A 20525-nucleotide genomic window follows, 5' to 3' on the forward strand; every position below is an offset into this window, starting at 1 on the left:
CGCGCCTGAATCGTGGCTCGACGCGCGGCTTTCGACGATCCGCGCCGATAGCCGGCACCGCTGCGAAGACCGCTATAAGCTAGGGTGTTCGTCATGTGCAAGACCGATATGCACCAGGCGGGTTGGCATTCGCCACGGCGTGTGAGCGACGGCATGCTGCTTATTATCGTAGATAGCATGATGCCGCCAATAATTGGTGTTCAAATTTATGCGACAGAATGAATATTATTAGTTTGTTATATTTGTTTATTTTAAATAAGCTACATAAATAAATATTATTTGTTTTCTTTGGTGTTTGGCTATTGTGGCGCAACGAAAATATTAATTATGAATATCCTTTGGATGCGAAGCTATGACACTATTCTTACGCTTTATTTTTTCAAAACGAATATCATATATTTTACTTTTGGCAGGGGTTTATAGCTTCTGTTCAGTAGCCTTTCTATTTGTTTTATGGGCTTTTTACTATTTCCTTATGTCTGGCAATAGAAAAAGAAATTGCTGTGCCTAAGAATTACCCTGGTAATGTTTTATTTCACAGAGTGGTAACATATATAAGGTAGAATAGTTTTTTATAATGATGCATAAAATTGCAGTTGCAAAAGAAAAACAATTGTGAGAGCTTTATCACAAGCTTCGATGAGGGAACAGCAATGAGCGTATATATTAATGCGGTGGAAACCTATTTGCCTGGTCCGATTATTAGTAATCAGGAGTTAGGAAATAAAATTGGATTTAAACCTGAGTTAATTAAAAAGCTTTTCGGGAATACCGGTCGGCATTTTTCCGTTAATATGAATACCGGTAAACCTATCGCGTCGTCAGCGGAATTAATTACTATCGTAATCAAGAAACTTCTCTCCAGTTCCGGTATAAGTAAAGAACGTATCGATTTTATTATCGTAGCGTCCGCCACGCCTGATACGCTCTTGCCAAGTAGTGTAAATCAGGCGTGTCATGCTATGGGGTTTGGGCAGATAGAAACCTACCAGATTGTTTCGGGCTGTTCCGGTGCGGTACAGGCGCTCAAGCTGGCTCGCGAGCTGGTGGCGGCGCCGGACAATGGTCTGGACAACGGTCTGGTCATCGGGGTTGAGACAGCCTATAAATTCCTGGATGTTTTTGATGAACATGCCGGTAAGAAAGAAACGAAGGAACTGGTGAATTATACGCTGTTTGGCGACGGCGTCGGCGGATGCCTGATTTCCAATCAGTCATCCGCATCCAGTATTGAGATTGAGCATATTTCTTTTAAATATCTGGGCATTGATGAAACGGTCGGGCAACTGGCAAATTGGCGTGGCTCCCGTAATGATATTGATTATGGCGCTTTGCTGAATGAAGAATATAAATTGATTGAAAAGCTGGTGCCGGTTATTACCCAGGATACGGTCAATGCATTAACGGATAAATTAGGCGGGCGTCCGGACTGGCTACTGCCGCCGCAACTTTCCGGTTCGATGCTGGAGAAAATTTTATCCGATATCGGTTATACGGTAGATGAGATATTCAGCCTGGTGGATGAAATCGGTAATACTGCCAATGCTGCGTTATTTTTTCAGATAAAAGAATTCAGCGATATCTCCCTTGCCAATGAATGCGCCATCGGTATTTCTGTTGAGTCATCGCGTTGGCTGGCAGGTGGTCTGATTCTAAGAAACAGGAAAGGCCTTTTATAGCATCATGTAAAAAGACTTCTTATCTATATCCGAAATGATTCGAGTTGCAGGCAACCGACAGGCGTATTGCGCAATGTAATGCGTTTGCTTTTCAGGGCAAGGCTCGTCATGAGCCTTGTGACACGACAATAGCGTGAATCCTTAGGTGGTTATATCAGTAAATAACCAGGGGTACGCCAACGCGGTCATAAACCATGTGGAATGAAATCTACTGTAGCCCAAAGAGAAAAGGCCAATAGGTGCATTGATGGCCGAGTCGTGACGCGGATACGCCTGCAACCTGAAATCTGATAAGGATAAAGAGAATAAGGACATTTATGAAACAGGATAATGCATTAAGTCGGATCGCCGCCTCGAAAAAAATCGCAGTGGAAGGAAAGCGCATCGTCAACATCGCCACTTTCAGTAATTTTAATCATAAGGCATTGAATGACCTGATTACGTTCAACCTGAATGACCTGGGTTGTTATCCATCCTTTTATGACGGTATTTACAGCGACTATTTTCCCCACGTTTTGGGTAATGCCGCCGACATCAAGACGTTCGGAGCGCAATTTCATTTTTATGTCCTTGATTCCTCCTTTATCGAAAACGACATTGGTTCGCTGCTGCCGGCGGACGATATCCGCGAAAATATCCGGGAGCACAAAAGTCGGCTGGCGTATCTGCTGAATTTTTCCGCTACCGGCTGCGATGCCCACATTGTGCTGAACACCGTTCATATCGCTGAATCGCAGCTCAAACAGATTATCGCGCAGGACCAGCGGGCGGCGTTGAAGCAGCTGATCGGCGAGTTCAACACGTATCTTTTGGCGCTGGGGCAGACGGAAGATCGCGTGACGGTGGTCGATCTTCAGGAAAACGGCGGGATAGTGGAGGATTCTGCCACCCGCCGAACGGCGCAGTTACTCGGGCTGGGCGTTGGTCTGGATGCGCTGGACCTCATGGCGCGCGCCGGCGTCGCCGCTATCCGGCAAGCGCTGGGGAAAACGCTGAAATGCGTGGTCAGCGATCTGGATAACACGTTGTGGAAGGGCATTTTGGCCGACGACGGCGTCGACGGCATCCTGATGGCGGATAAACATATCGGCACGGGGCACCTGCGCTATCAGGAGTATCTGCGTAATCTGTACGATCAGGGCGTCATTCTGGCCATTTGTAGCAAAAACAATCTGGAGAATGTGGAGGAGGCGTTTAAACGCCGCGCCGACGAGATGCGCATTTCGCTGGACAAGTTTTCCGTGGTCAGCGCCAACTGGCAGGGGAAAAGCGGCAACATCCTGAACATCGCCAACGAGTTGAACATCTCCCCGGAACACATGCTTTTTATTGACGACTCGGCGTTCGAATGCGCGGAAGTCAAGGCCCACATTCCGGCAATCACCGTGCTGGAATTTTCCGGCGATGTGGCGGAGAACGTCGCCGCGCTGATCGCCGCCGACTATTTCCTGCGTCCGACCATCAGCAGCGATGATCGTATGCGCAATCTGAGCTATGCGCAGAATAAACTCCGCACGGAGCTGCAAAAAGAATTTGCGGATGACCACGACTTTCTGGCCAGCCTGGGTATGACGCTGACTATCCTGCCGGTGGAATCGTCCACGCTGGATCGCGTATCGCAACTGACGCTGCGCACCAACCAGTTCAATATGACGACGCAACGGATGACCACGCAGGACGTGGCCGGCTACCTCGCACGGGAAGGGCATTTGGCGGTTACGCTGGCGTGCCGCGACCGAGTCGGCGACTACGGCACCATTGGCGCGATATTCCTGCGTTTCGACGGCGATGGCTGTCACATCGACAATTTCATCATGAGCTGCCGTATCTTCGGGCGTCAGGTCGAGTTCGCGGCGATGCGCTGGCTGTTTGGCTTGTGCCGGGCGCGGGGTGTCGACCGGATTACCGCCGCGTACGTCCCGACCGAAAAAAATAGAAAATTCCAGCGCTTTTATCCGGATTGCGGGTTCGCCGAAACCGCAAGCAATGTGTTCACCGTTATCGACCCGGCGCCCGCGTTGCTGGCCGAAAACAGTAATACCGTCACTGTCAAAGAAGGGGAATGACCATGAAACTGGACGATTTTATCGGCTTTATCAACACCAAAACCGGCATGGCGCTGGCGACCGAACAGGCGCAGGAAGATTTGACCAATCTTCCGGAGTGGGACTCGTTGACCTTCGTCTATCTGTTGATGGAAATCGAAAAACAGCAGAGCGTCAAAATCGATGTCGAGAAGGTATTGCAGTGCACCACGCTGAATGACATTTACAGGGTCGTGAGCCATGAAGTTACTGAAAGTTTCTAGGGAAAGACGCCAGACGCTCTCTTTTCTGGCGATATCCAGGGGCATTCCGGCCATTACCGTCATGCGCGAGATAGATGTTTCGCGCATTGTGGCGGGTGGGCTGCAGCGCAGCATGACGGCGATTACCATCAAGGCGATCAGCGAGGCGCTGCGCCAGTTTCCGCAACTGAACGCGATGATCAGATTCGGCAGCGACAGCACGCTGATTTGCCCGGATAACATCAGTACCCGGGTGACGCTGGAAAAGGCGCTGAACGGCGTGTCCGGGGTGTATTCACGGGTGATCAGAGACACGGATCGGCTGTCTGTCGTCGATATCGAACGAGCGCTGCAGCAGTTCAAGCAGGAGGACGCCGCTACCAGCGAGCATTACGAGAAAATTCGCTTTATTCAGCGTTTGCCGCCGTTACTGGCCGGCCTGCTGCTGCGGCTGGCGATGTTGTCGCCGAAACTGCAGGCGGAAACCTGGGGCAGCTTCACCGTGACATCGCTGGGGAAAAACGGCCCCGACGCCTGTATCCCCATTTCCGGCTCCACGTTCACGTTTACGCTAGGGTTGATTAACGAAAAGTTGTCGCGACACTCGCATGACGTGGCGATGTCGCACGTGGCGAATCTGTCGATGATTTTCGACCACCGCGTGTTGGACGGCCGGCTGGCGTCAGCATTTTTGGCGCAGATAAAAAGCAACATGGAAGGTTTTGCGCTGGAGTCATCATCATGATGCTTGATGAGCTCAAGAATTTTGTGCTGCTGCACAGCAATGTGCTGAATGTCGGCGCGGAAACCCGCGCCATCCTGCCGGATATCCATCATCTGGGTGACGATTTGCCGCATAGCTGGAGTCAGGTATTTTACCGTCAGGCGCAACATCACGAAAATAAAGGCGAATTACTCAAAGCGTGTTCGCTTTACAATCTGGCGCGTTTCCCCTACCCGGAAACACCGCTCCAGCATGAGAGCAACCGGCATTGTCAGCGGTTGTTCCGCCAGCAGTATATCGAGAGCGGAGCGGTGACCAGGGTGAGTCTGTCGCAGGGGCGGCAGGTGTGCTACGTCAGAAAAAAGAACACCGGCAACGTCGTCATTATTAATGGGGGCATTATCTCGCTGAAAGAGCAGTGGGTGCATCTGGTGGGGCTGTTCGAACGTTTCGATGTTACCGTGGTGTTGACGGAAATGCCGGGGGTGGGGGAAAACCAACTGCCCTACAACGAACAATCCTTCCGCATGTACAGCGATGTGCTGGATTACCTCGCACAGGATCGATCCGACATCCGGTGCCATATTTTCGGCCTGAGCTTCAGTGGGTTTATCGCGTACAAGAACAGCCTGACTGATAGCCGCATCGTGGGCATCACCATGGCGGGTACGCCGCTGGATTCGTTGTACCACGATCGGGATGTCTATCGGCGGCTGCCTTACGTTACACGGCTGGTTATCGGGCATAACGTGGGGAAAACGCATCCGGAACTGGATGACGACGACAAGGTATTTGGTTACCTCGATACAACGTTCGTGATGCGCCAGGAGGATATCAACCATAGCGTCAGGCTGTATTACGTTCAGAGCCTGCGCGACGAAGTGATCCCGAACGTTGAAGCGGACACGATCCGCCGGTTGTCCCGGCAGCACCATATTCTGTCGCTGGATGACGTGCATGGATCGCCCGGGTACGGCAAAACCGTGCGGGTTTATTTGCTGTGGTCGTTGCTGGATTCGTTGCGCCTGTCGCGGGTTCTGCCCAGCGTCGCCAGGCTGGGTTTTTGCGTCCTGCGGCGCCTGAAACGATAGGCGGCGTCTTGCCAGGATTCGCGTGCCGACGCGGATCCCAAACGCGGCGATCGTCGTACCGAGCGGGCCGGTACGCGGAGTCGGCAATACCGGAAGCGGCGTGTTGGGGCGGTAATACCGGCCCCATTTTTTATATGCCAGCCGTCTCGTCGGTCGGCGTGAGGGAAACGTTGCGCTGCAGGCGTCAGCGTTTCTGGAAATAGGTCATCGCCAGCGCCAGCGCCAGCACCAGACCTTTGATGATATCCATGGCGTAGTAAGGCACGGACAGCATCACCAGCCCGTTTTGCAGCACGCCGAGGATCACCGCGCCGACCAGCGTTCCCAACGCATTGGGTTTGCCGGAACCGGCCAGCGAAAAACCGATATAGGCGGCGGCCACCGCGTCCATCAGGTAACCACCGCCGGCGTTAACCTGCGAAGAGCCGATACGGGATGCCAGCAGGATGCCGCCCAGCGCGGCCAACAGCGACGACAGCAGATAGGCCAGCACGCGGTAGCGGGCGGTGCGAATACCGGCCAGCCGCGCGGCTTCCGGATTACCGCCAATCGCGTACATGCGGCGGCCGTGCTTGGTCAGCGACATATACAGCTGTACCAGCACCGTCACCACCAGCATGATTACCACAATCACCGGCACCTGCCCCAGCGTGGCGAACACCTCGGGGATCACGCCTTCCGCCATCTCGCCGCTTGGCAACAGCATATTTTGGGTGATGGAGCCGCCGTAACTGTAGGTCATGGCGACGCCCTGAATCACAAACAGGCTGGCCAGCGTCGCCAGCATGTCGGGGATCCGCAATATCACAATCAAAAACGCATTGAACAGCCCCACCAGCAGACACAGCGTCAGCGTCAACACAATCGCGCCGGTGGTGCCAAACCCGTGCCAGACGAACAGCGAGACAACCAGCGCGTTCGCCAGCGAAGCGGTCGACCCGACCGACAGGTCGAAACCGCCGACCGACAGCGAGATGGAAACGGCTATCGCGATCACCGTGACGATGGCGATGGAACGCAGGATGTTGATGATGTTGTTCGGATCCAGGAAATTGTCCGACGCCAGCCCGAACAGGGCGATCAGCGCGACGACGGTAATCAGCATCCCCCATTTGTAGAACAGGTCAAACAGGCGGTGATGAAAGGAGAGCGCTCCGTTGGGCGCGTCGTTGGATGCAAGTGGCTGACTCACGCGGGAGTTCCTCCGGTTGAATAAAGTAACAACGTTTCTTCGTCGGCGTCGGCGCCGTTCAGTTCGGCGACGATGCGCCCGTCCCATAGCACGCAGATTCGGTCGCACAGGCCCACCAGCTCGGAGAACTCGCCGGAGGCGTAAATCACGCCTTTACCCTGCTGCGCCAGCGAATCGATCAGGGTAAACAAATCCTGTTTGGCTTTGATGTCTACGCCTTTGGTGGGCTCATCCAGAATCAGCACCTGCACGTCGCTGCGCAGCCATTTGCCGATCGCCACCTTTTGCTGATTGCCGCCGGACAGACGGCGCAACCGCTGCTGCGGCCCGCTGGTGCGGATGGTTAGCCGCTGGATCAAATCGCGGGCCCAGGCCAGCGCCTGACCGTGCCCGAAAACGCCGTAGCGGGAAAAGCTGTCGCTGGCGCTGATGCTGAGATTCATGGTGACGGATTCGTCGATAAATATGCCTTCTTTGCGCCGTTCTTCCGGCACCAGCGCGATACCCTGCTGGACCGCGTCGGCCGGCGAGGTAGGGCGCCAGGATTTCCCCTGATAGCGCCCGGAATCGATGCGGCTGCGGGCGGCGCCGAACAGCGCCTTGCACAACTCGGTCTTACCGGCGCCGGCCAGACCGGCGATGCCGAGAATCTCGCCTTTACGCAGCCGGAGCGAAATGTTGTGCAGCAAGGTGTCGTCATGTAGGCCGTCTACCTGTAACAGCGGCTCTGCGTCAGTGAGCGTGCGGCGCGGCGGGAAAATATCATCCAGCCGGTGACCCAGCATCCGCTCGACAATTTCCCCGCCGCTTAGCCCCTGCATTGGGCCGCTGCTGACAAACTGCCCATCGCGCAACACGGTCAACGTATCGCAGATGGCTTTCAGTTCGTGGATACGGTGCGAAATGAAGACGATGCCGATACCGTCCTGCTGCAGACGGCGCACGACGGCGAACAGCCGGGCGCTTTCTTCCTGGTCGAGCGGGGCGGTGGGTTCGTCAAGAATCAGAAACCGGCAGCGGTGGGAGAGGGCGCGCGCCAGCAGGATTTGCTGTTTTTCCGCCAGCGTGCACTGTTCCAGCCGCTGGCGGACGTTGATGCTGACCCCCAGTTGCACCAGCAGCGCTTGCGCCTGCTGGTAAAGCGCCGACCAGTTGAGCACGTGGCCGCTCTGTGCTAACTGGTCCAGCATGATATTTTCCGCCACCGACAGCGTAGGGACCAGCGCGGCGTCCACTTCCTGCTGAACCAGATGAATACCGTGGCGTTTGGCGTCGCGGGGAGAATGAATTGCGACTTTTTCGCCATCCAGCAGGATATCTCCGCTGTAATGGTCATAAGATCCAGAAAGAATCGCCATCAGCGTGGATTTTCCCGCGCCGTTGGCGCCGGTCAGCGCGTGGATAGATCCACCTTCCAGCGTGAAATTCACCTGTCTGAGCGCCGGGAATCCGGCAAAAGAGATGGAAATGTAGCGCATTTCCAGACGCGAACGCGGGTTTATGGACATAATTGACAACAACGGGTTCTTAACAGCGATAATGACGGGAGGTCGACGTTGAAAAATATCATATTAACCGCAGAATGGAATGCCTGAATGGGCTTGCGGACGCCCCAGAGAAGAAATGAAAAAGCATAACTTAAGCAAAAACGTTATTAAGACCCGCGCCGGCTATCCCTAAAGAGGGCTTTTCCGCGCAGGATTCCAGATTAAACAGCGCATTATCTCTACCCGTCATGCTTTACGTTGCCGGTGCGTCGACCGCCCTCGTTCACCTCGGTCACTGATCCATGTAATCGCCTGGGCATTTACACGGTTGCCGTCTGACCGCAACTCGAATTATTTTGTGTGACGACAAGAATTTATTCAGACAGGAATGTATCCGTAATGAGTAGCACTGATATTCGGGTCCAGGTGGGACCGGCCAACTATTTTTCTTTCCCGGGGGCTATCGACAAGCTGAACGAATTTTATCCGGACGAGGTGCTGGCCCGCGCATTCTGGATACACGGTGAACGCGCGCTGGCGGCGACGCGCGCTTATCTGCCGGCGGCGTTTTCCGCGCCGACGGCCCGGTCGGCCGGTTTTTCCGCACACTGCAGCGAAAATGAAATTGCGCGGTTGACGGCGGCGGCGGGCGATGACCGCACCGTGGTGATTGGCGTGGGCGGCGGCGCGGTGCTGGACACCGCCAAGGTGGTGGCGCGTCGTCTTGGTCTGCCGCTGGTGGCGATTCCGACCATTGCCGCGACCTGCGCCGCCTGGACGCCGCTCTCGGTCTGGTACAACGAGGCCGGGCAGGCGCTGCGATTCGAGATTTTCAACGATGCCAATCATCTGGTGCTGGTGGAACCGCGTATTCTACTGGCGGCGCCGGTGGAATACCTGTTGGCGGGGATCGGCGATACGCTGGCGAAATGGTATGAAGCCGTGGTGTTAAGTCCGCAGCCGGAAACCCTGTCGCTGACCGTGCGTCTGGGTTTGCAGACCGCGCAGGATATCCGCGACGTGCTGCTGAACCAGAGCGAATCCGCGTTGAAGGCGGCGCATGACGCCACGCTGAACCAGGATTTTCTGGATGTTGTCGACGCGATTATCGCCGGCGGCGGCATGGTGGGCGGGTTGGGCGAGCGTTACACCCGGGTGGCGGCGGCGCATGCGGTGCACAACGGTTTGACGGTACTGCCGCAGACGGCGCATTTTCTGCATGGCACCAAAGTGGCCTACGGCATTCTGGTGCAGTGCGCGCTGCTGGGGCAAACCGATACGCTGCGTCAGTTAAAAGCGGCGTTCCGGGTCTTCGGGCTGCCGGTGTCGCTGGCCGAACTGGATGTGGATATTAGCGATGAAGCGGCATTGCGGGCGGTTATCGCCCGTACCTTGCAGACCGGCGAATCCATTCATTATCTGCCCGGCCCGCTGGACGCTGACACGCTGCTGACCGCGTTCCGGACAGTGGAACTGGCGAACGGCTAATAAAGCAACGGGGCGGTTTTTTTAAACCGCCCCGTCATTGAGGGTTGTGTTATTGCAGTTTGTCATACGGAAAGGAATTCCTGATGTAACGTGCGTAATAACGCGCTTTGGCGTTAGAGGCCATCAACTCCTCATAAATCATTCGTGCTACGTTTTTGTACTGATACAGACTGCCGTTCAGTAATTCTACTTCTAATGTGCTGGTTTCCGAATCGTAACCTACGGCAAACAGCTCGGTGGAAGATACACGTTTGCGTTGCAAAACAAATTGCTCCCTGTTGATGGTTGCGATGTAACGGCAATGTTACTTGCTGTGTTTTTTTTGGTCAATGTCGACGCCAGAGGGCCGAAAAAATCGTCAGCAAAGCAGACGAAAGAATACAAGAAAAGCTTATTATTTCCCTATTTCACCTGCACATCGGCAGATGATGCCACGTTTGCAGGAATCTATCCGTCAGTCAACGATCGGCTGTCAGGATGGATTCCCGTTTTGGTGGCGATCACGTTTTTAATGTCATACCGGCACATTCCGCGATGGTTCAATCTGAACCGGCGGTTGTGCCGGGTTTATCGCATTATTAAACAACTCTGATCAGTTCGACTGCAAGTGCTTTGCATGAAAACGCAGATGATCGTCGATAAAGCTGGCGATGAAGTAGTAGCTGTGGTCATAACCCGGCTGAATACGCAGCGTCAGCGGCCATTGCCGAGCGCTGGCGACGGCTTCCAACTGCTCGGGCTGAAGCTGGACTGGCAGGAAGTTGTCGCCGTCGCCCTGATCGATCAACGTCGGCAGCGGCGCGTCGCTGTGAGCAAGCAGGTGACAACTGTCGTACTGCAACCACTGCTGGCGGTCGTCGCCCAGATAGGCGCCGAAGGCTTTCTGCCCCCAGGGCACCTGCGTCGGGTTGACGATTGGCGCAAAGGCCGACACCGAACGAAAACGCCCCGGATGGCGCAGCGCCAGCATCAGCGCGCCGTGCCCGCCCATCGAATGACCGCTGATGGCGACCCGATCGCTGGCGCTGACGTGCTGGCGCACCAGCGCCGGCAGCTCGTCGCTGAGATAGTCGAACATCCGGAAATGCCGGTCCCAGGGCGATTGCGTGGCGTTGACATAAAAACCGGCGCCTTTGCCCAGATCGTACTGGGCGTCGTCCGCAACCTCATCGCCGCGCGGACTGGTGTCCGGCATCACCAGCGCCAGCCCCAGTTCCGCCGCTACCCGCTGGGCGCCGGACTTGAAGGTGAAATTCTCGTCGTTGCAGGTCAGCCCCGACAGCCAGTACAGCACCGGCGGCGCAGCCTCCCCGGCGAGGGGAGGGTAATACACGCTGAAGGTCATGTCGCAGTTCAACGTGGCGGAGGCATGGCGGTAACGCCGCTGCCAGCCGCCGAACAAGCGGTGTTCCTCCAGCAATTCCAGTGACGCAGTCATGGTGTGCGAGTTTCCTGTCATCAGTTGAAATGAACCACGGAGCGAATGGATTTGCCTTCGTGCATCAGATCGAATGCCTCGTTGATCTGCTCAAGCGGCATGGTGTGGGTGATGAAGTCGTTGAGCTGGAATTCACCGTCCAGATAGCGTTGAACGATCCCCGGCAACTGACTGCGGCCTTTGACGCCGCCGAAGGCGGAACCGCGCCATACGCGCCCGGTCACCAACTGGAACGGACGGGTGGCGATCTCTTCGCCTGCGCCTGCCACGCCGATGATGACCGACTCGCCCCAACCTTTATGACAACATTCCAGCGCGGAACGCATCACGTTGACATTACCGATACATTCGAAGGAGAAATCCACGCCGCCGTCGGTCATTTCGACGATCACTTCCTGAATCGGCTTGTCGTAGTCTTTCGGATTGACCAGATCGGTCGCGCCCAGTTTGCGGGCCAGTTCGAACTTGCTGGTATTGAGGTCAATACCGATGATGCGACCGGCGCCCGCCATTTTCGCGCCGATGATGGCGGACAGACCGATGCCGCCCAGACCGAAGACCGCCACGGTGTCGCCCGGTTTCACCTTGGCGGTGTTGGTCACGGCGCCCATGCCGGTGGTCACGCCGCAACCCAGCAGGCACACTTCTTCCAGCGGCGCTTCCTTATTGATTTTCGCCAGAGAGATTTCCGCCACGACGGTGCGTTCTGCAAAGGTAGAGGTGCCCATGTAGTGGAAAATCGGCTTGCCGTCTTTGAAGAAACGGGTGGTGCCGTCCGGCATCAGGCCTTTGCCCTGGGTGGCGCGGATAGCCTGACACAGGTTGGTTTTGCCGGAACGACAGAATTTGCACTCGCCGCACTCCGGGGTGTACAGCGGAATGACGTGGTCGCCGACCGCCACGCTGGTCACGCCTTCGCCCACCGCTTCCACGATGCCGGCGCCTTCATGGCCGAGGATCGCCGGGAAAACGCCCTCCGGATCCTTGCCGGACAGGGTGTAGGCATCGGTATGGCAGACGCCGCTGGCGAGGATGCGCACCAGTACTTCGCCTTTCTGCGGCGGCATCAGGTCCACTTCTTCAATGGACAGCGGCTGGTTGGGACCCCAGGCGACGGCGGCGCGGGTTTTGATCATTTGCATGGTGAAGCTCCTTATTCAGAGTGGCGCAGCCGCCGGAATGACGCAGCGGCTGCCAGGGATAATGCGGCATTGACATCGAATGCCGACAGGGAATGCATCAGGCGCCGATTTCAATCATCAGTTTTTTCAGCGCTTCGACATTGGGACCGAAGGCGTCCCGCCGCCAGATAAGCCAGGTGCCGACCGATGCGATATCGGTAGGCAGGTGATGGACCTGAACCTGCTGACCGGCAGGCAGGGCTTCCAGTACGCTGAGCGGTACCATCGCCACGCCGCTGCCGCCGGCCACGCCCGCCAGCAGGGCGCTATACGACGGCATTTCCAGCACGGCGGCGGGGGAGATGCCCTGCCCGCGAAACCAGCCTTCCAGCCGCTGGCGGTAGCCGCAGCCGGACGCGAAGGCCAGCAACGGCAGATTACGCACCTGCGCCGCCTGAGAAACCGGCGGTATGCCGGCGGCGGTAATCAGCGCCAACTGCTGTGAAAAGACCCGGCAACTGTTGACGGCGTCATGATTAATCGGCCCGGTCACCAGCGCCGCAGCCAGTTCGCCGGCGTTCACGGCATCCAGCAACGCGCCGCAGGTGTCGCTGCGCAACGCTAACTGAACCTGCGGGTAGCGGCGGTGGTACAGCGCCAGCAATTCGGGCAGCGCGGTGATCAGCAAACTTTCCACCGCGCCCAGCGCGAACAGGCCGGCGGGTTCGCTGGTGTGCGCCATCGCCAGCGCTTCATCGCTCAACGCCAGAATACGCTGGGCGTAGCACAGGAAATTATGGCCTGCCGGTGAAAGACGAACGCGCTGGCGCTCACGAATAAACAGATCGGTACCCAGTTCCTGTTCCAACTGGCGCAGCCGGGTGGTGAGATTGGAAGGCACACGGCCGAGCTGCGCGGCTGCGCGCACCAATGAGCCGGTTTCCGCCACCAGACAGAACATACGTAATTGGGTTAGATCCATATATTCTCTTTTCGTGAATAACTTGAATTGAGTTGTTTATTTTTATTGAGTGTAACGGTTGTGTCCGACGCTGGCAACCCGGTTGTTTGCCTGTCCGCTGGTAAAGCAGGCAAAAGCAGTGGGGAATAAACGATGTCCGGTCGTTTCGCCGGCGGCGCCATAGCGCATTGGTGCAGTAATACGGTGACTCAGTTATATTGAAAGGCAATATTTTGCTATCAGGTTATAGATAAACATCGGCTGTACGCCGACGCCGTTTTTATTTTTTGTGACATTTAAATCCGCCGCTGGGTAATAGCGCGGCTTTTTTTTTATCGCCGAGTAAGGATAAGATGGGATTCGGGTTTTGGCACGGAGCCTGTTTATTCCTCTTTTTTTCTTTGTGACATCCTATGGACGACACAGACGGTCAGAACTGACTGATCTCCTACCCGTTATACCCGCCATATTTCAATTGCGGATGTGTTGGTCGCTTTCCCTGACTCCCGTCTCTTACCCGTGTAGGCGACCGGGGAGCCGCTGGATTGCCGCCTGCGCGCGACTTGAATTATTTAGGGTAAATAGCTCCATGCATCCTTGCGCCATCGCGTTTGCTGCGCTGCGGATGAGACATTATTCAAATCAGACACACACTATCTGGATATCATGATGCGCATTTTAAAAAATATCACCATCAGGGCCATGCTGTTAATCATACTCATCGGATTCACCTTAATCTGGGGAGGCAGCGCGATTACCACTATCGTGTCATTAAATAAAATCGAGTCCTTATTGGACACCAATCAGACCGAGAAAAAAAATTACACTATTCTGTCCAACGGCCGCGAAGCCTTTACCCAGTCCATCGCGCTGCTTAACCGCAGTACGCTGTTCCAGCAACGGGGGGATACCGCTCAGGCTCAGGCGCTGCTGCAAAAAGTGCAAAGTAACGTCGACAGCACCCGAACCCTGCTGACCGCCTTTCGCGCCGCCGGCCATGACGGCATCAACGCTACGCTGGCGGGACAAATCGCCGACTCGTGGGATAACGCCATTTCCCAGGCGCTGACGCCGATGCTGAACGCCAGCCGCGCCGGCCGCTTCGATGAATACCAGCATTATTATCTGGACGTTTACCCCGCGCTGGCGCAGGCGTTTGGCAACAACGTGGCGCAGTACGGCGAGGCGATACAGGTCGACGATTCGTTGAGCAAAGCGAATCGTCTGGCCTCCATCAGCCGGGATGTGCTGAGCGCCGCCCTGATTTTGGGGCTGCTGGCGCTGCTGCTGTGCGATCGCTATCTGGTCAACTATTTGGTTAAACCGGTAGGGGATATCAAGCGTCATCTGACTGCTCTGACGGAGGGGCGCCTTGGCGCGGATTTGCAGGAGTTCGGCCGTAACTGCGTCGGGCAACTGATCCCCTACATCCGGCAAATGCAGAGCAATCTGCGTGATACCGTGAGCGTGATCCGCGATAGTTCAGCGGCGCTGCACGTTGGCGCGAGCGAGATTAAAAGTGGCAACGACGAGCTGGCCAGCCGGACGGAAGAACAGGCCGCGGCGTTGCAACAGACGGCCGCCAGCATGGAACAGTTGAGCGCCACGGTTATCCAGAACGCGGATAACCTTAAGCAGGCGAGCAAGCTGGCGCAGGAAGCCACCGAGCGCGCGCTCAGCGGCGGTGAAGCAGGCAAATCGCTGGAATCGATGATGAAGGGGATTTCTGACAGTTCACGTCAAATCAATGACATCATCACCCTGATCAACGGCATCGCTTTCCAGACCAATATCCTGGCGCTGAACGCCGCGGTGGAAGCGGCGCGCGCTGGCGAAGCAGGACGCGGTTTCGCCGTGGTGGCGGGCGAAGTGCGTAATCTGGCTCAACGTAGCGGCCAGGCGGCCAAGGATATCGGCGCATTGATCGGCGATTCCGTTCAGCGCGTCGAAGCTGGCTCCATCCAATTGACGCAGGCTGGTGCGGCAATGAGCGATATTATTAACAGCATCATGAGCGTGGATGCGCTGATCCGCGATATCGCGTCGGCGTCTGAAGAGCAGAAGAATGGCATCATGCAGGTCAGTCAGGCGGTGACGGAAATGGACAGTGTGACCCAGCAGAATGCGGCGTTGGTGGAGGAAGCGGCATCATCGGCGGCATCGCTGGAATCCCAGGCCCGGCAACTGTCGGACGCCGTCACCGTATTCAGCCTGTCGGAGGAGGAGCATCGCTATTCCGCCAACGGCATGCTGCCTTCTTCACCACTGGCATTGAGCGCATCGCCGTCCCGGTAATATTAATGGCCGTGTCGTGAACGCCACGGCGTCTTGTTCACCGATCGCGTAATAAACACCACCTGTCCAGTACCGGTGGTTTTTTTATGGCTGGCGCCGCCTGCATCATGCCCCATCATTTTGCAGGTTGTCCGCGTCGGCGGCCCTGTATCCCCTTCCTCGGCTTTGCCTTTTCGGCATGGCGGCGCATTTGCTTAAGGCTTTCCCGTCATCCGCTTAATTTAGGTTATAACGATGACAACAATAGGTATCTTTAATGGAGAGGAAAATAGCCAGCAATATTAATGGGGAAGTGCATGGCTATTTTATAATGTGAGCGCTGACGGAATTATCTTTTTTAGTTTAAGGCTGGCTTAATTTTTACCGGGTAATCTTTGAAATGAAGATTGTCGGGTTCTCGGATTATTTTTCTGAGCAACGAAAACGATAAACTGGAGTGCTATTTCACTCGTTTAATTGGCAATAGTTTATACCGGAAAGATTAGTGCTGTGACTGATTTTCAGCATTGGCTTTGCCGGTTTGACCAGGGTTTTTCTTGTCACGATGCGAAGATAAGTAAGCGGCGGTAAAGAATACGTCTGATTACATGGGTAGCAACCAACGCAGGTGACTATGACTACTATACGTGCCATGCACGCAGAAAATGATTCGGAGCCTGTTATGAATTTCTTAAAAAATATTACCGTCAGAAGAATGATGTTAATTATCCTGGCGCTATTTACGGTTGTGTGGGGAATGGCCTCCTCGTTTACCCTGTATTCACTTGGCAATGTCAATGGTTTATTAAGTGACAATCAGGATCAGAAGAAAAGCTATTCGATTCTGGTTCGCGGCAACGACCAATATTCCCGTGCGGTAATGCGTATGTCGCGCATACCGGAATTTATACAGCAAGGCGATATGGATAATGCCCAGAAAACGTTGAGCTCTGCGGCGGATGCGCTGAACAATGCCAAAGAGTCATTGGCGCAGTTTAAGCGCAGCCGGCAGGTCGGCGTCAGCGATGAGCAGGTTCAGCAACTGACCGCATCGTGGGAACAGATTATCAGCAATGCGGTCGAGCCAATGATGAGCGCGCTGAAAGACGGGCGAATGGATGAATTTAAACGCATTTTCCTGAAACAATATCCGCCGATGAGCGTGGAGTTCGGCGAGTTGACAGAAAAATACGCCGCCGCTATCCAGTCCGACAATACCATTATGAACGTGGAACACTACATCACGATTAGCAGAAACGTATTACTGGCCGCGCTGATTATCGGGATTACCATACTGTTCCTGAGCGACCGCTATCTGGTCAGTTATCTGGTGACGCCGATTGGTCAGATTAAACGTCATCTGGAATTGCTGACCAGCGGTAAACTCGGCGTGGAACTGAATGAATTCGGCCGCAACTGCGCCGGCCAGCTGATCCCCTACATCCGGGCGATGCAGCACAGCCTGCGCAATACGGTGCAGACCATCCATGCCAGCTCGTCGGTGATTTATACCGGCACCAGCGAAATCCGTCAGGGTAATGACGAGCTGTCGCGTCGTACCGACCAGCAGGCCGCGGCGTTGCAGGAAACCGCCGCCAGCATGGAAGAGCTGACTTCGACGGTGAAAAACAACGCCGACAACGTGCGTCAGGCGCGACAGATTTCGGAAGACGCGCAGCAGATGGCCCGGCAGGGCGGCGAGATTACCGACAATGTCGTGACCACCATGCAGAGTATTTCCGACAGTTCCCGCAAGATTGCCGATATTACCAACGTGATTAACGGCATCGCCTTCCAGACCAATATTCTGGCGCTGAACGCGGCGGTGGAAGCGGCGCGGGCCGGCGAGCAGGGGCGCGGCTTCGCGGTGGTGGCCGGGGAAGTGAGAAATCTGGCGCAGCGCAGCGCGCAGGCCGCCAAAGAGATTGAGACGCTGATCGGCGAATCGGTCAGCCGGGTGAATACCGGCTCTGGACTGGTGCGGGAAGCGGGCAACGCCATGGAAGGGATTATCTCCTCGGTATCGCGGGTGCATGACCTGATGGGCGAGATTTCGGCGGCGTCCGACGAGCAGAGCCGGGGCATTGCGCAAATCGGTCAGGCGGTAACGGAAATGGACGGCGTGACGCAGCAGAACGCGGCGTTGGTGCAGGAAGCCACCACGGCGGCGGCGTCGCTGGAGGATCAGGCGCAGAGTCTGGCGGCGGCGGTGGCGGCGTTTGATCTGGGCGATGCGCAGACGGCGCTGAACGCTCCGCGTGTTAGCGCACCGGCGCTGAAACGGCCTGTACTGACGTCTTCGGTGAGCGCGCGGCCGGTCGCGGCGTCCTCTCAGGGGGACTGGGAAACGTTCTGATACGCTGCTGGTTCTCTCGTGTTATCTCAGAATGCACCGGCTTGCCGGTGCATTCTGTTTTATGGCGATGGATTAAATTTTTATGCGGGTGGTTGCCGTCGAGATGGTTACCCGGTATTCAATAACGGAGGGAATTAAAAAATAAACAAGGCGGGAATGAAATAACGTGATCCGGGTCGATTTTACTTTTTTATTTTAAGGCTCACTTAATTTTCAATCTGTAGTCTTAAAGATGAAGACACATAGAACGTGTTGCCGGTGATGAGAGTGAACGCGGGGCGCTAAAAAGGAATGCGGATTTATTTAACCGTAATTCATGCCGGAATAAAAATTGTTATTACGTTGTTGAAAATAATTTTATTGAGCCAGGGTTTTTCTTGTCACAATGCGCAGCACAGTGGTGAGCGATGCATCTATTTACACTGGGGAATACCAATCGCAGGTGGCTATGACTAAGCAAGCGCTGAATGCGCGACTAATTATCCGGAGCCTGTTATGAATATTTTAAGACACATCACTGTCAGAAGGATGATGTTAATTATCCTGACACTGTTTACCGTCATCTGGGGAATTGCCTCCATTTTTACTCTGAACTCATTTAGCAGCATGAGCGATTTGCTGAATGACAACATGGCGCAAAAGAAGAGTTACTCGATGCTGGTCAAAGGCAACGATCAATATTTTCGTGCGGTAACCCGGATGCTGCGTGCGGTGGATTTCCTGCAGACCGGCGATACCGATAATGCGCAGAAAACCCTGAGCTCAGCCGACAGCGCGCTGAAAAATAGCGAAGAGGCGCTGGCGCAGTTTAAAAGCAGCGAGCATATCGGTGTGGACAAAGATGTAGTGCAGCAGATGACCGATGTCTGGGGCCGGTTGCTGCAAAGCGGAGTGGAGCCGATGCTGACGGCGGTTAAAGACGGTCGGATGGACGATTTCCGCCAGCTGTTTCGCAAGCAGTATCCGCCGTTGAGTGTGGAATTCGGCGGCGTGGCGGATAAATACGCGGCGGCAATTCAATCTGACGACGCCATCATGTCGGCATCGAAACACATTGCCATCAACAAAAATGTGCTGCTGGCCGCCCTGATTATTGGCGTTATCATACTGTTCCTGAGCGACCGCTATCTGGTCAGTTATCTGGTAACGCCGATTGGTCAGATTAAACGTCACCTGGAATTGCTGACCAGCGGTAAGCTTGGGGTGGAACTGGATGAATTCGGCCGCAACTGCGCCGGCCAGCTGATCCCCTACATCCGGGCGATGCAGCACAGCCTGCGCAATACGGTGCAGACCATCCATGCCAGCTCGTCGGTGATTTACACCGGCACCAGCGAAATCCGTCAGGGCAATGACGAGCTGTCGCGTCGTACCGACCAGCAGGCCGCGGCGTTGCAGGAAACCGCCGCCAGTATGGAAGAGCTGACTTCGACGGTGAAAAACAACGCCGATAACGTGCGTCAGGCGCGGCAGATTTCGGAAGACGCGCAGCAGATGGCCCGGCAGGGCGGTGAGATTACCGACAATGTCGTGACCACCATGCAGAGCATTTCCGACAGTTCCCGCAGGATTGCCGATATTACCAGCGTGATTAACGGCATTGCGTTCCAGACCAATATTCTGGCGCTGAACGCGGCGGTGGAAGCGGCGCGGGCTCGCGAGCGAGGGGCGCGGCTTCGCGGTGGTGGCCGGGGAAGTGAGAAATCTGGCGCAGCGCAGCGCGCAGGCGGCCAAAGAGATTGAAACGCTGATCGGCGAATCGGTCAGCCGGGTGAATACCGGCTCTGAACTGGTGCGGGAGGCGGGCAACGCGATGGAAGGGATTATCTCCTCGGTGTCGCGGGTACATGACCTGATGGGCGAGATTTCGGCGGCGTCCGACGAGCAGAGCCGGGGCATTGCGCAAATCGGTCAGGCGGTAACGGAAATGGACGGCGTGACGCAGCAGAACGCGGCGCTGGTACAGGAAGCCACCACGGCGGCGGCGTCGCTGGAGGATCAGGCGCAGAGTCTGGCGGCGGCGGTGGCGGCGTTTGATCTGGGCGATGCGCCGACGGCACTGCGCTCCCCGCGTGTTAGCGCTCCGGCGCTGAAACGACCGGCTGTGAAAGCGTCTCTGCCGGCCAGTTCGTCCCACGGCGACTGGGAAACGTTCTGACGTATTGGCGACATCTGCTTTATCTTCTTCAAATGCACCGGCCAGCCGGTGCATTTGTTTTTTTCACGCCGTATATACCTCACCACGACACCCGACATCTGGCTGGAACGGATATTGACCGTCAATCGGACGTCTGCGCACTTTAATAATTTCTTATCGCTTCTATACTCGATTGAAACAACCTGAAACATCTGGAAACCAGATGTCGGTCGTCAGCGATATCGACGGGTCTCTGCAGCTAGCTCCGGTGTCGAGTCAGCAGAACCACG

General features: G+C 55.5%; 15 protein-coding genes and 1 pseudogene. 10 read left to right on the forward strand and 6 right to left on the reverse strand.

The annotated features are described in order from the left end of the window. Positions 1 to 653 precede the first annotated feature (653 nt). The 5 genes from DXX3274_RS09640 to DXX3274_RS09660 all read left to right on the forward strand — a co-directional run bounded on the left by DXX3274_RS09640 (position 654) and on the right by DXX3274_RS09660 (position 5781). Positions 654 to 1679: a 3-oxoacyl-ACP synthase gene (locus DXX3274_RS09640; RefSeq protein ID WP_042859607.1), complete on the forward strand. Its 1026-nt coding sequence runs from the start codon at positions 654 to 656 to the stop codon at positions 1677 to 1679. Between the two features lie 317 nt (positions 1680 to 1996). Then, a complete protein-coding gene (locus DXX3274_RS09645) occupies positions 1997 to 3745 on the forward strand; it encodes an HAD family hydrolase (RefSeq protein WP_042859608.1) in 1749 nt (582 codons plus the stop codon). 2 nt (positions 3746 to 3747) lie between these two features. Continuing rightward, positions 3748 to 3987, forward strand: a complete 240-nt coding sequence (locus DXX3274_RS09650) for a phosphopantetheine-binding protein (RefSeq protein ID WP_038659498.1) — start codon at positions 3748 to 3750, stop codon at positions 3985 to 3987. Further along, entirely contained in the window at positions 3965 to 4711 is a 747-nt protein-coding gene (locus tag DXX3274_RS09655) for a 2-oxo acid dehydrogenase subunit E2 (protein WP_042859609.1), read from the forward strand. Before DXX3274_RS09650 ends, DXX3274_RS09655 begins: the two co-directional genes overlap by 23 nt. Further along, positions 4708 to 5781 (forward strand): alpha/beta hydrolase, encoded by a 1074-nt coding sequence (locus tag DXX3274_RS09660; protein WP_042859610.1) that lies wholly within the window; start codon positions 4708 to 4710, stop codon positions 5779 to 5781. Before DXX3274_RS09655 ends, DXX3274_RS09660 begins: the two co-directional genes overlap by 4 nt. 184 nt (positions 5782 to 5965) lie before the next feature. On the opposite strand, the gene DXX3274_RS09665 is transcribed toward DXX3274_RS09660, so the two are convergent. After that, a complete protein-coding gene (locus DXX3274_RS09665) occupies positions 5966 to 6886 on the reverse strand; it encodes an ABC transporter permease (RefSeq protein ID WP_231348873.1) in 921 nt (306 codons plus the stop codon). A gap of 83 nt (positions 6887 to 6969) precedes the next feature. Further along, positions 6970 to 8481, reverse strand: a complete 1512-nt coding sequence (locus tag DXX3274_RS09670; protein ID WP_042859613.1) for a sugar ABC transporter ATP-binding protein — start codon at positions 8479 to 8481, stop codon at positions 6970 to 6972. Positions 8482 to 8859: 378 nt separating this feature from the next. Here DXX3274_RS09670 and DXX3274_RS09675 point away from each other — a divergent pair, with 378 nt between their 5' ends. Further along, positions 8860 to 9948, forward strand: coding sequence for an oxidoreductase (locus tag DXX3274_RS09675; protein ID WP_042859614.1), 1089 nt, complete (start codon positions 8860 to 8862; stop codon positions 9946 to 9948). Positions 9949 to 9997: 49 nt separating this feature from the next. On the opposite strand, the gene DXX3274_RS09680 is transcribed toward DXX3274_RS09675, so the two are convergent. Then, positions 9998 to 10210, reverse strand: coding sequence for a KTSC domain-containing protein (locus DXX3274_RS09680; RefSeq protein WP_033568342.1), 213 nt, complete (start codon positions 10208 to 10210; stop codon positions 9998 to 10000). On the opposite strand from DXX3274_RS09680, the gene DXX3274_RS23705 reads away from it, so the two are divergent. Beyond that, entirely contained in the window at positions 10205 to 10540 is a 336-nt protein-coding gene (locus DXX3274_RS23705) for a hypothetical protein (protein ID WP_152495248.1), read from the forward strand. The genes DXX3274_RS09680 and DXX3274_RS23705 overlap by 6 nt on opposite strands. On the opposite strand, the gene fghA is transcribed toward DXX3274_RS23705, so the two are convergent. The 3 genes from fghA to DXX3274_RS09695 form a co-directional block, all read right to left on the reverse strand. Continuing rightward, positions 10541 to 11386, reverse strand: a complete 846-nt coding sequence (gene fghA, locus DXX3274_RS09685; protein WP_042859615.1) for an S-formylglutathione hydrolase — start codon at positions 11384 to 11386, stop codon at positions 10541 to 10543. Positions 11387 to 11406: 20 nt separating this feature from the next. Continuing rightward, entirely contained in the window at positions 11407 to 12528 is a 1122-nt protein-coding gene (locus DXX3274_RS09690; protein ID WP_042859616.1) for an S-(hydroxymethyl)glutathione dehydrogenase/class III alcohol dehydrogenase, read from the reverse strand. A gap of 97 nt (positions 12529 to 12625) precedes the next feature. Then, a complete protein-coding gene (locus DXX3274_RS09695) occupies positions 12626 to 13489 on the reverse strand; it encodes a LysR family transcriptional regulator (RefSeq protein WP_042859617.1) in 864 nt (287 codons plus the stop codon). Between the two features lie 681 nt (positions 13490 to 14170). Here DXX3274_RS09695 and DXX3274_RS09700 point away from each other — a divergent pair. From DXX3274_RS09700 to DXX3274_RS09710, 3 genes and pseudogenes are all read left to right on the forward strand, one after another. Continuing rightward, positions 14171 to 15763: a methyl-accepting chemotaxis protein gene (locus DXX3274_RS09700; protein ID WP_238556120.1), complete on the forward strand. Its 1593-nt coding sequence runs from the start codon at positions 14171 to 14173 to the stop codon at positions 15761 to 15763. A gap of 661 nt (positions 15764 to 16424) precedes the next feature. Beyond that, positions 16425 to 18098 carry a methyl-accepting chemotaxis protein gene (locus DXX3274_RS09705; protein WP_042859619.1) on the forward strand — a complete coding sequence of 558 codons (1674 nt, stop codon included), beginning with the start codon at positions 16425 to 16427 and terminating at the stop codon, positions 18096 to 18098. A gap of 495 nt (positions 18099 to 18593) precedes the next feature. Continuing rightward, a pseudogene (locus tag DXX3274_RS09710) lies at positions 18594 to 20256 on the forward strand (methyl-accepting chemotaxis protein). Positions 20257 to 20525: the final 269 nt, after the last annotated feature.

The organism is Dickeya sp. NCPPB 3274, assembly GCF_000406205.1.
GTDB classification, from domain to species: domain Bacteria; phylum Pseudomonadota; class Gammaproteobacteria; order Enterobacterales; family Enterobacteriaceae; genus Dickeya; species Dickeya fangzhongdai.

Excerpts from the sequence above, each read along its gene's own strand:
- DXX3274_RS09640 (WP_042859607.1), top strand. The coding sequence starts at position 654 with ATGAGCGTATATATTAATGCGGTGGAAACCTATTTGCCTGGTCCGATT.
- DXX3274_RS09645 (WP_042859608.1), top strand. The coding sequence starts at position 1,997 with ATGAAACAGGATAATGCATTAAGTCGGATCGCCGCCTCGAAAAAAATC.
- DXX3274_RS09650 (WP_038659498.1), top strand. The coding sequence starts at position 3,748 with ATGAAACTGGACGATTTTATCGGCTTTATCAACACCAAAACCGGCATG.
- DXX3274_RS09655 (WP_042859609.1), top strand. The coding sequence starts at position 3,965 with ATGAAGTTACTGAAAGTTTCTAGGGAAAGACGCCAGACGCTCTCTTTT.
- DXX3274_RS09660 (WP_042859610.1), top strand. The coding sequence starts at position 4,708 with ATGATGCTTGATGAGCTCAAGAATTTTGTGCTGCTGCACAGCAATGTG.
- DXX3274_RS09665 (WP_231348873.1), bottom strand. The coding sequence starts at position 6,886 with ATGCTGATTACCGTCGTCGCGCTGATCGCCCTGTTCGGGCTGGCGTCG.
- DXX3274_RS09670 (WP_042859613.1), bottom strand. The coding sequence starts at position 8,481 with ATGTCCATAAACCCGCGTTCGCGTCTGGAAATGCGCTACATTTCCATC.
- DXX3274_RS09675 (WP_042859614.1), top strand. The coding sequence starts at position 8,860 with ATGAGTAGCACTGATATTCGGGTCCAGGTGGGACCGGCCAACTATTTT.
- fghA (WP_042859615.1), bottom strand. The coding sequence starts at position 11,386 with ATGACTGCGTCACTGGAATTGCTGGAGGAACACCGCTTGTTCGGCGGC.
- DXX3274_RS09690 (WP_042859616.1), bottom strand. The coding sequence starts at position 12,528 with ATGCAAATGATCAAAACCCGCGCCGCCGTCGCCTGGGGTCCCAACCAG.
- DXX3274_RS09695 (WP_042859617.1), bottom strand. The coding sequence starts at position 13,489 with ATGGATCTAACCCAATTACGTATGTTCTGTCTGGTGGCGGAAACCGGC.
- DXX3274_RS09700 (WP_238556120.1), top strand. The coding sequence starts at position 14,171 with ATGCTGTTAATCATACTCATCGGATTCACCTTAATCTGGGGAGGCAGC.
- DXX3274_RS09705 (WP_042859619.1), top strand. The coding sequence starts at position 16,425 with ATGAATTTCTTAAAAAATATTACCGTCAGAAGAATGATGTTAATTATC.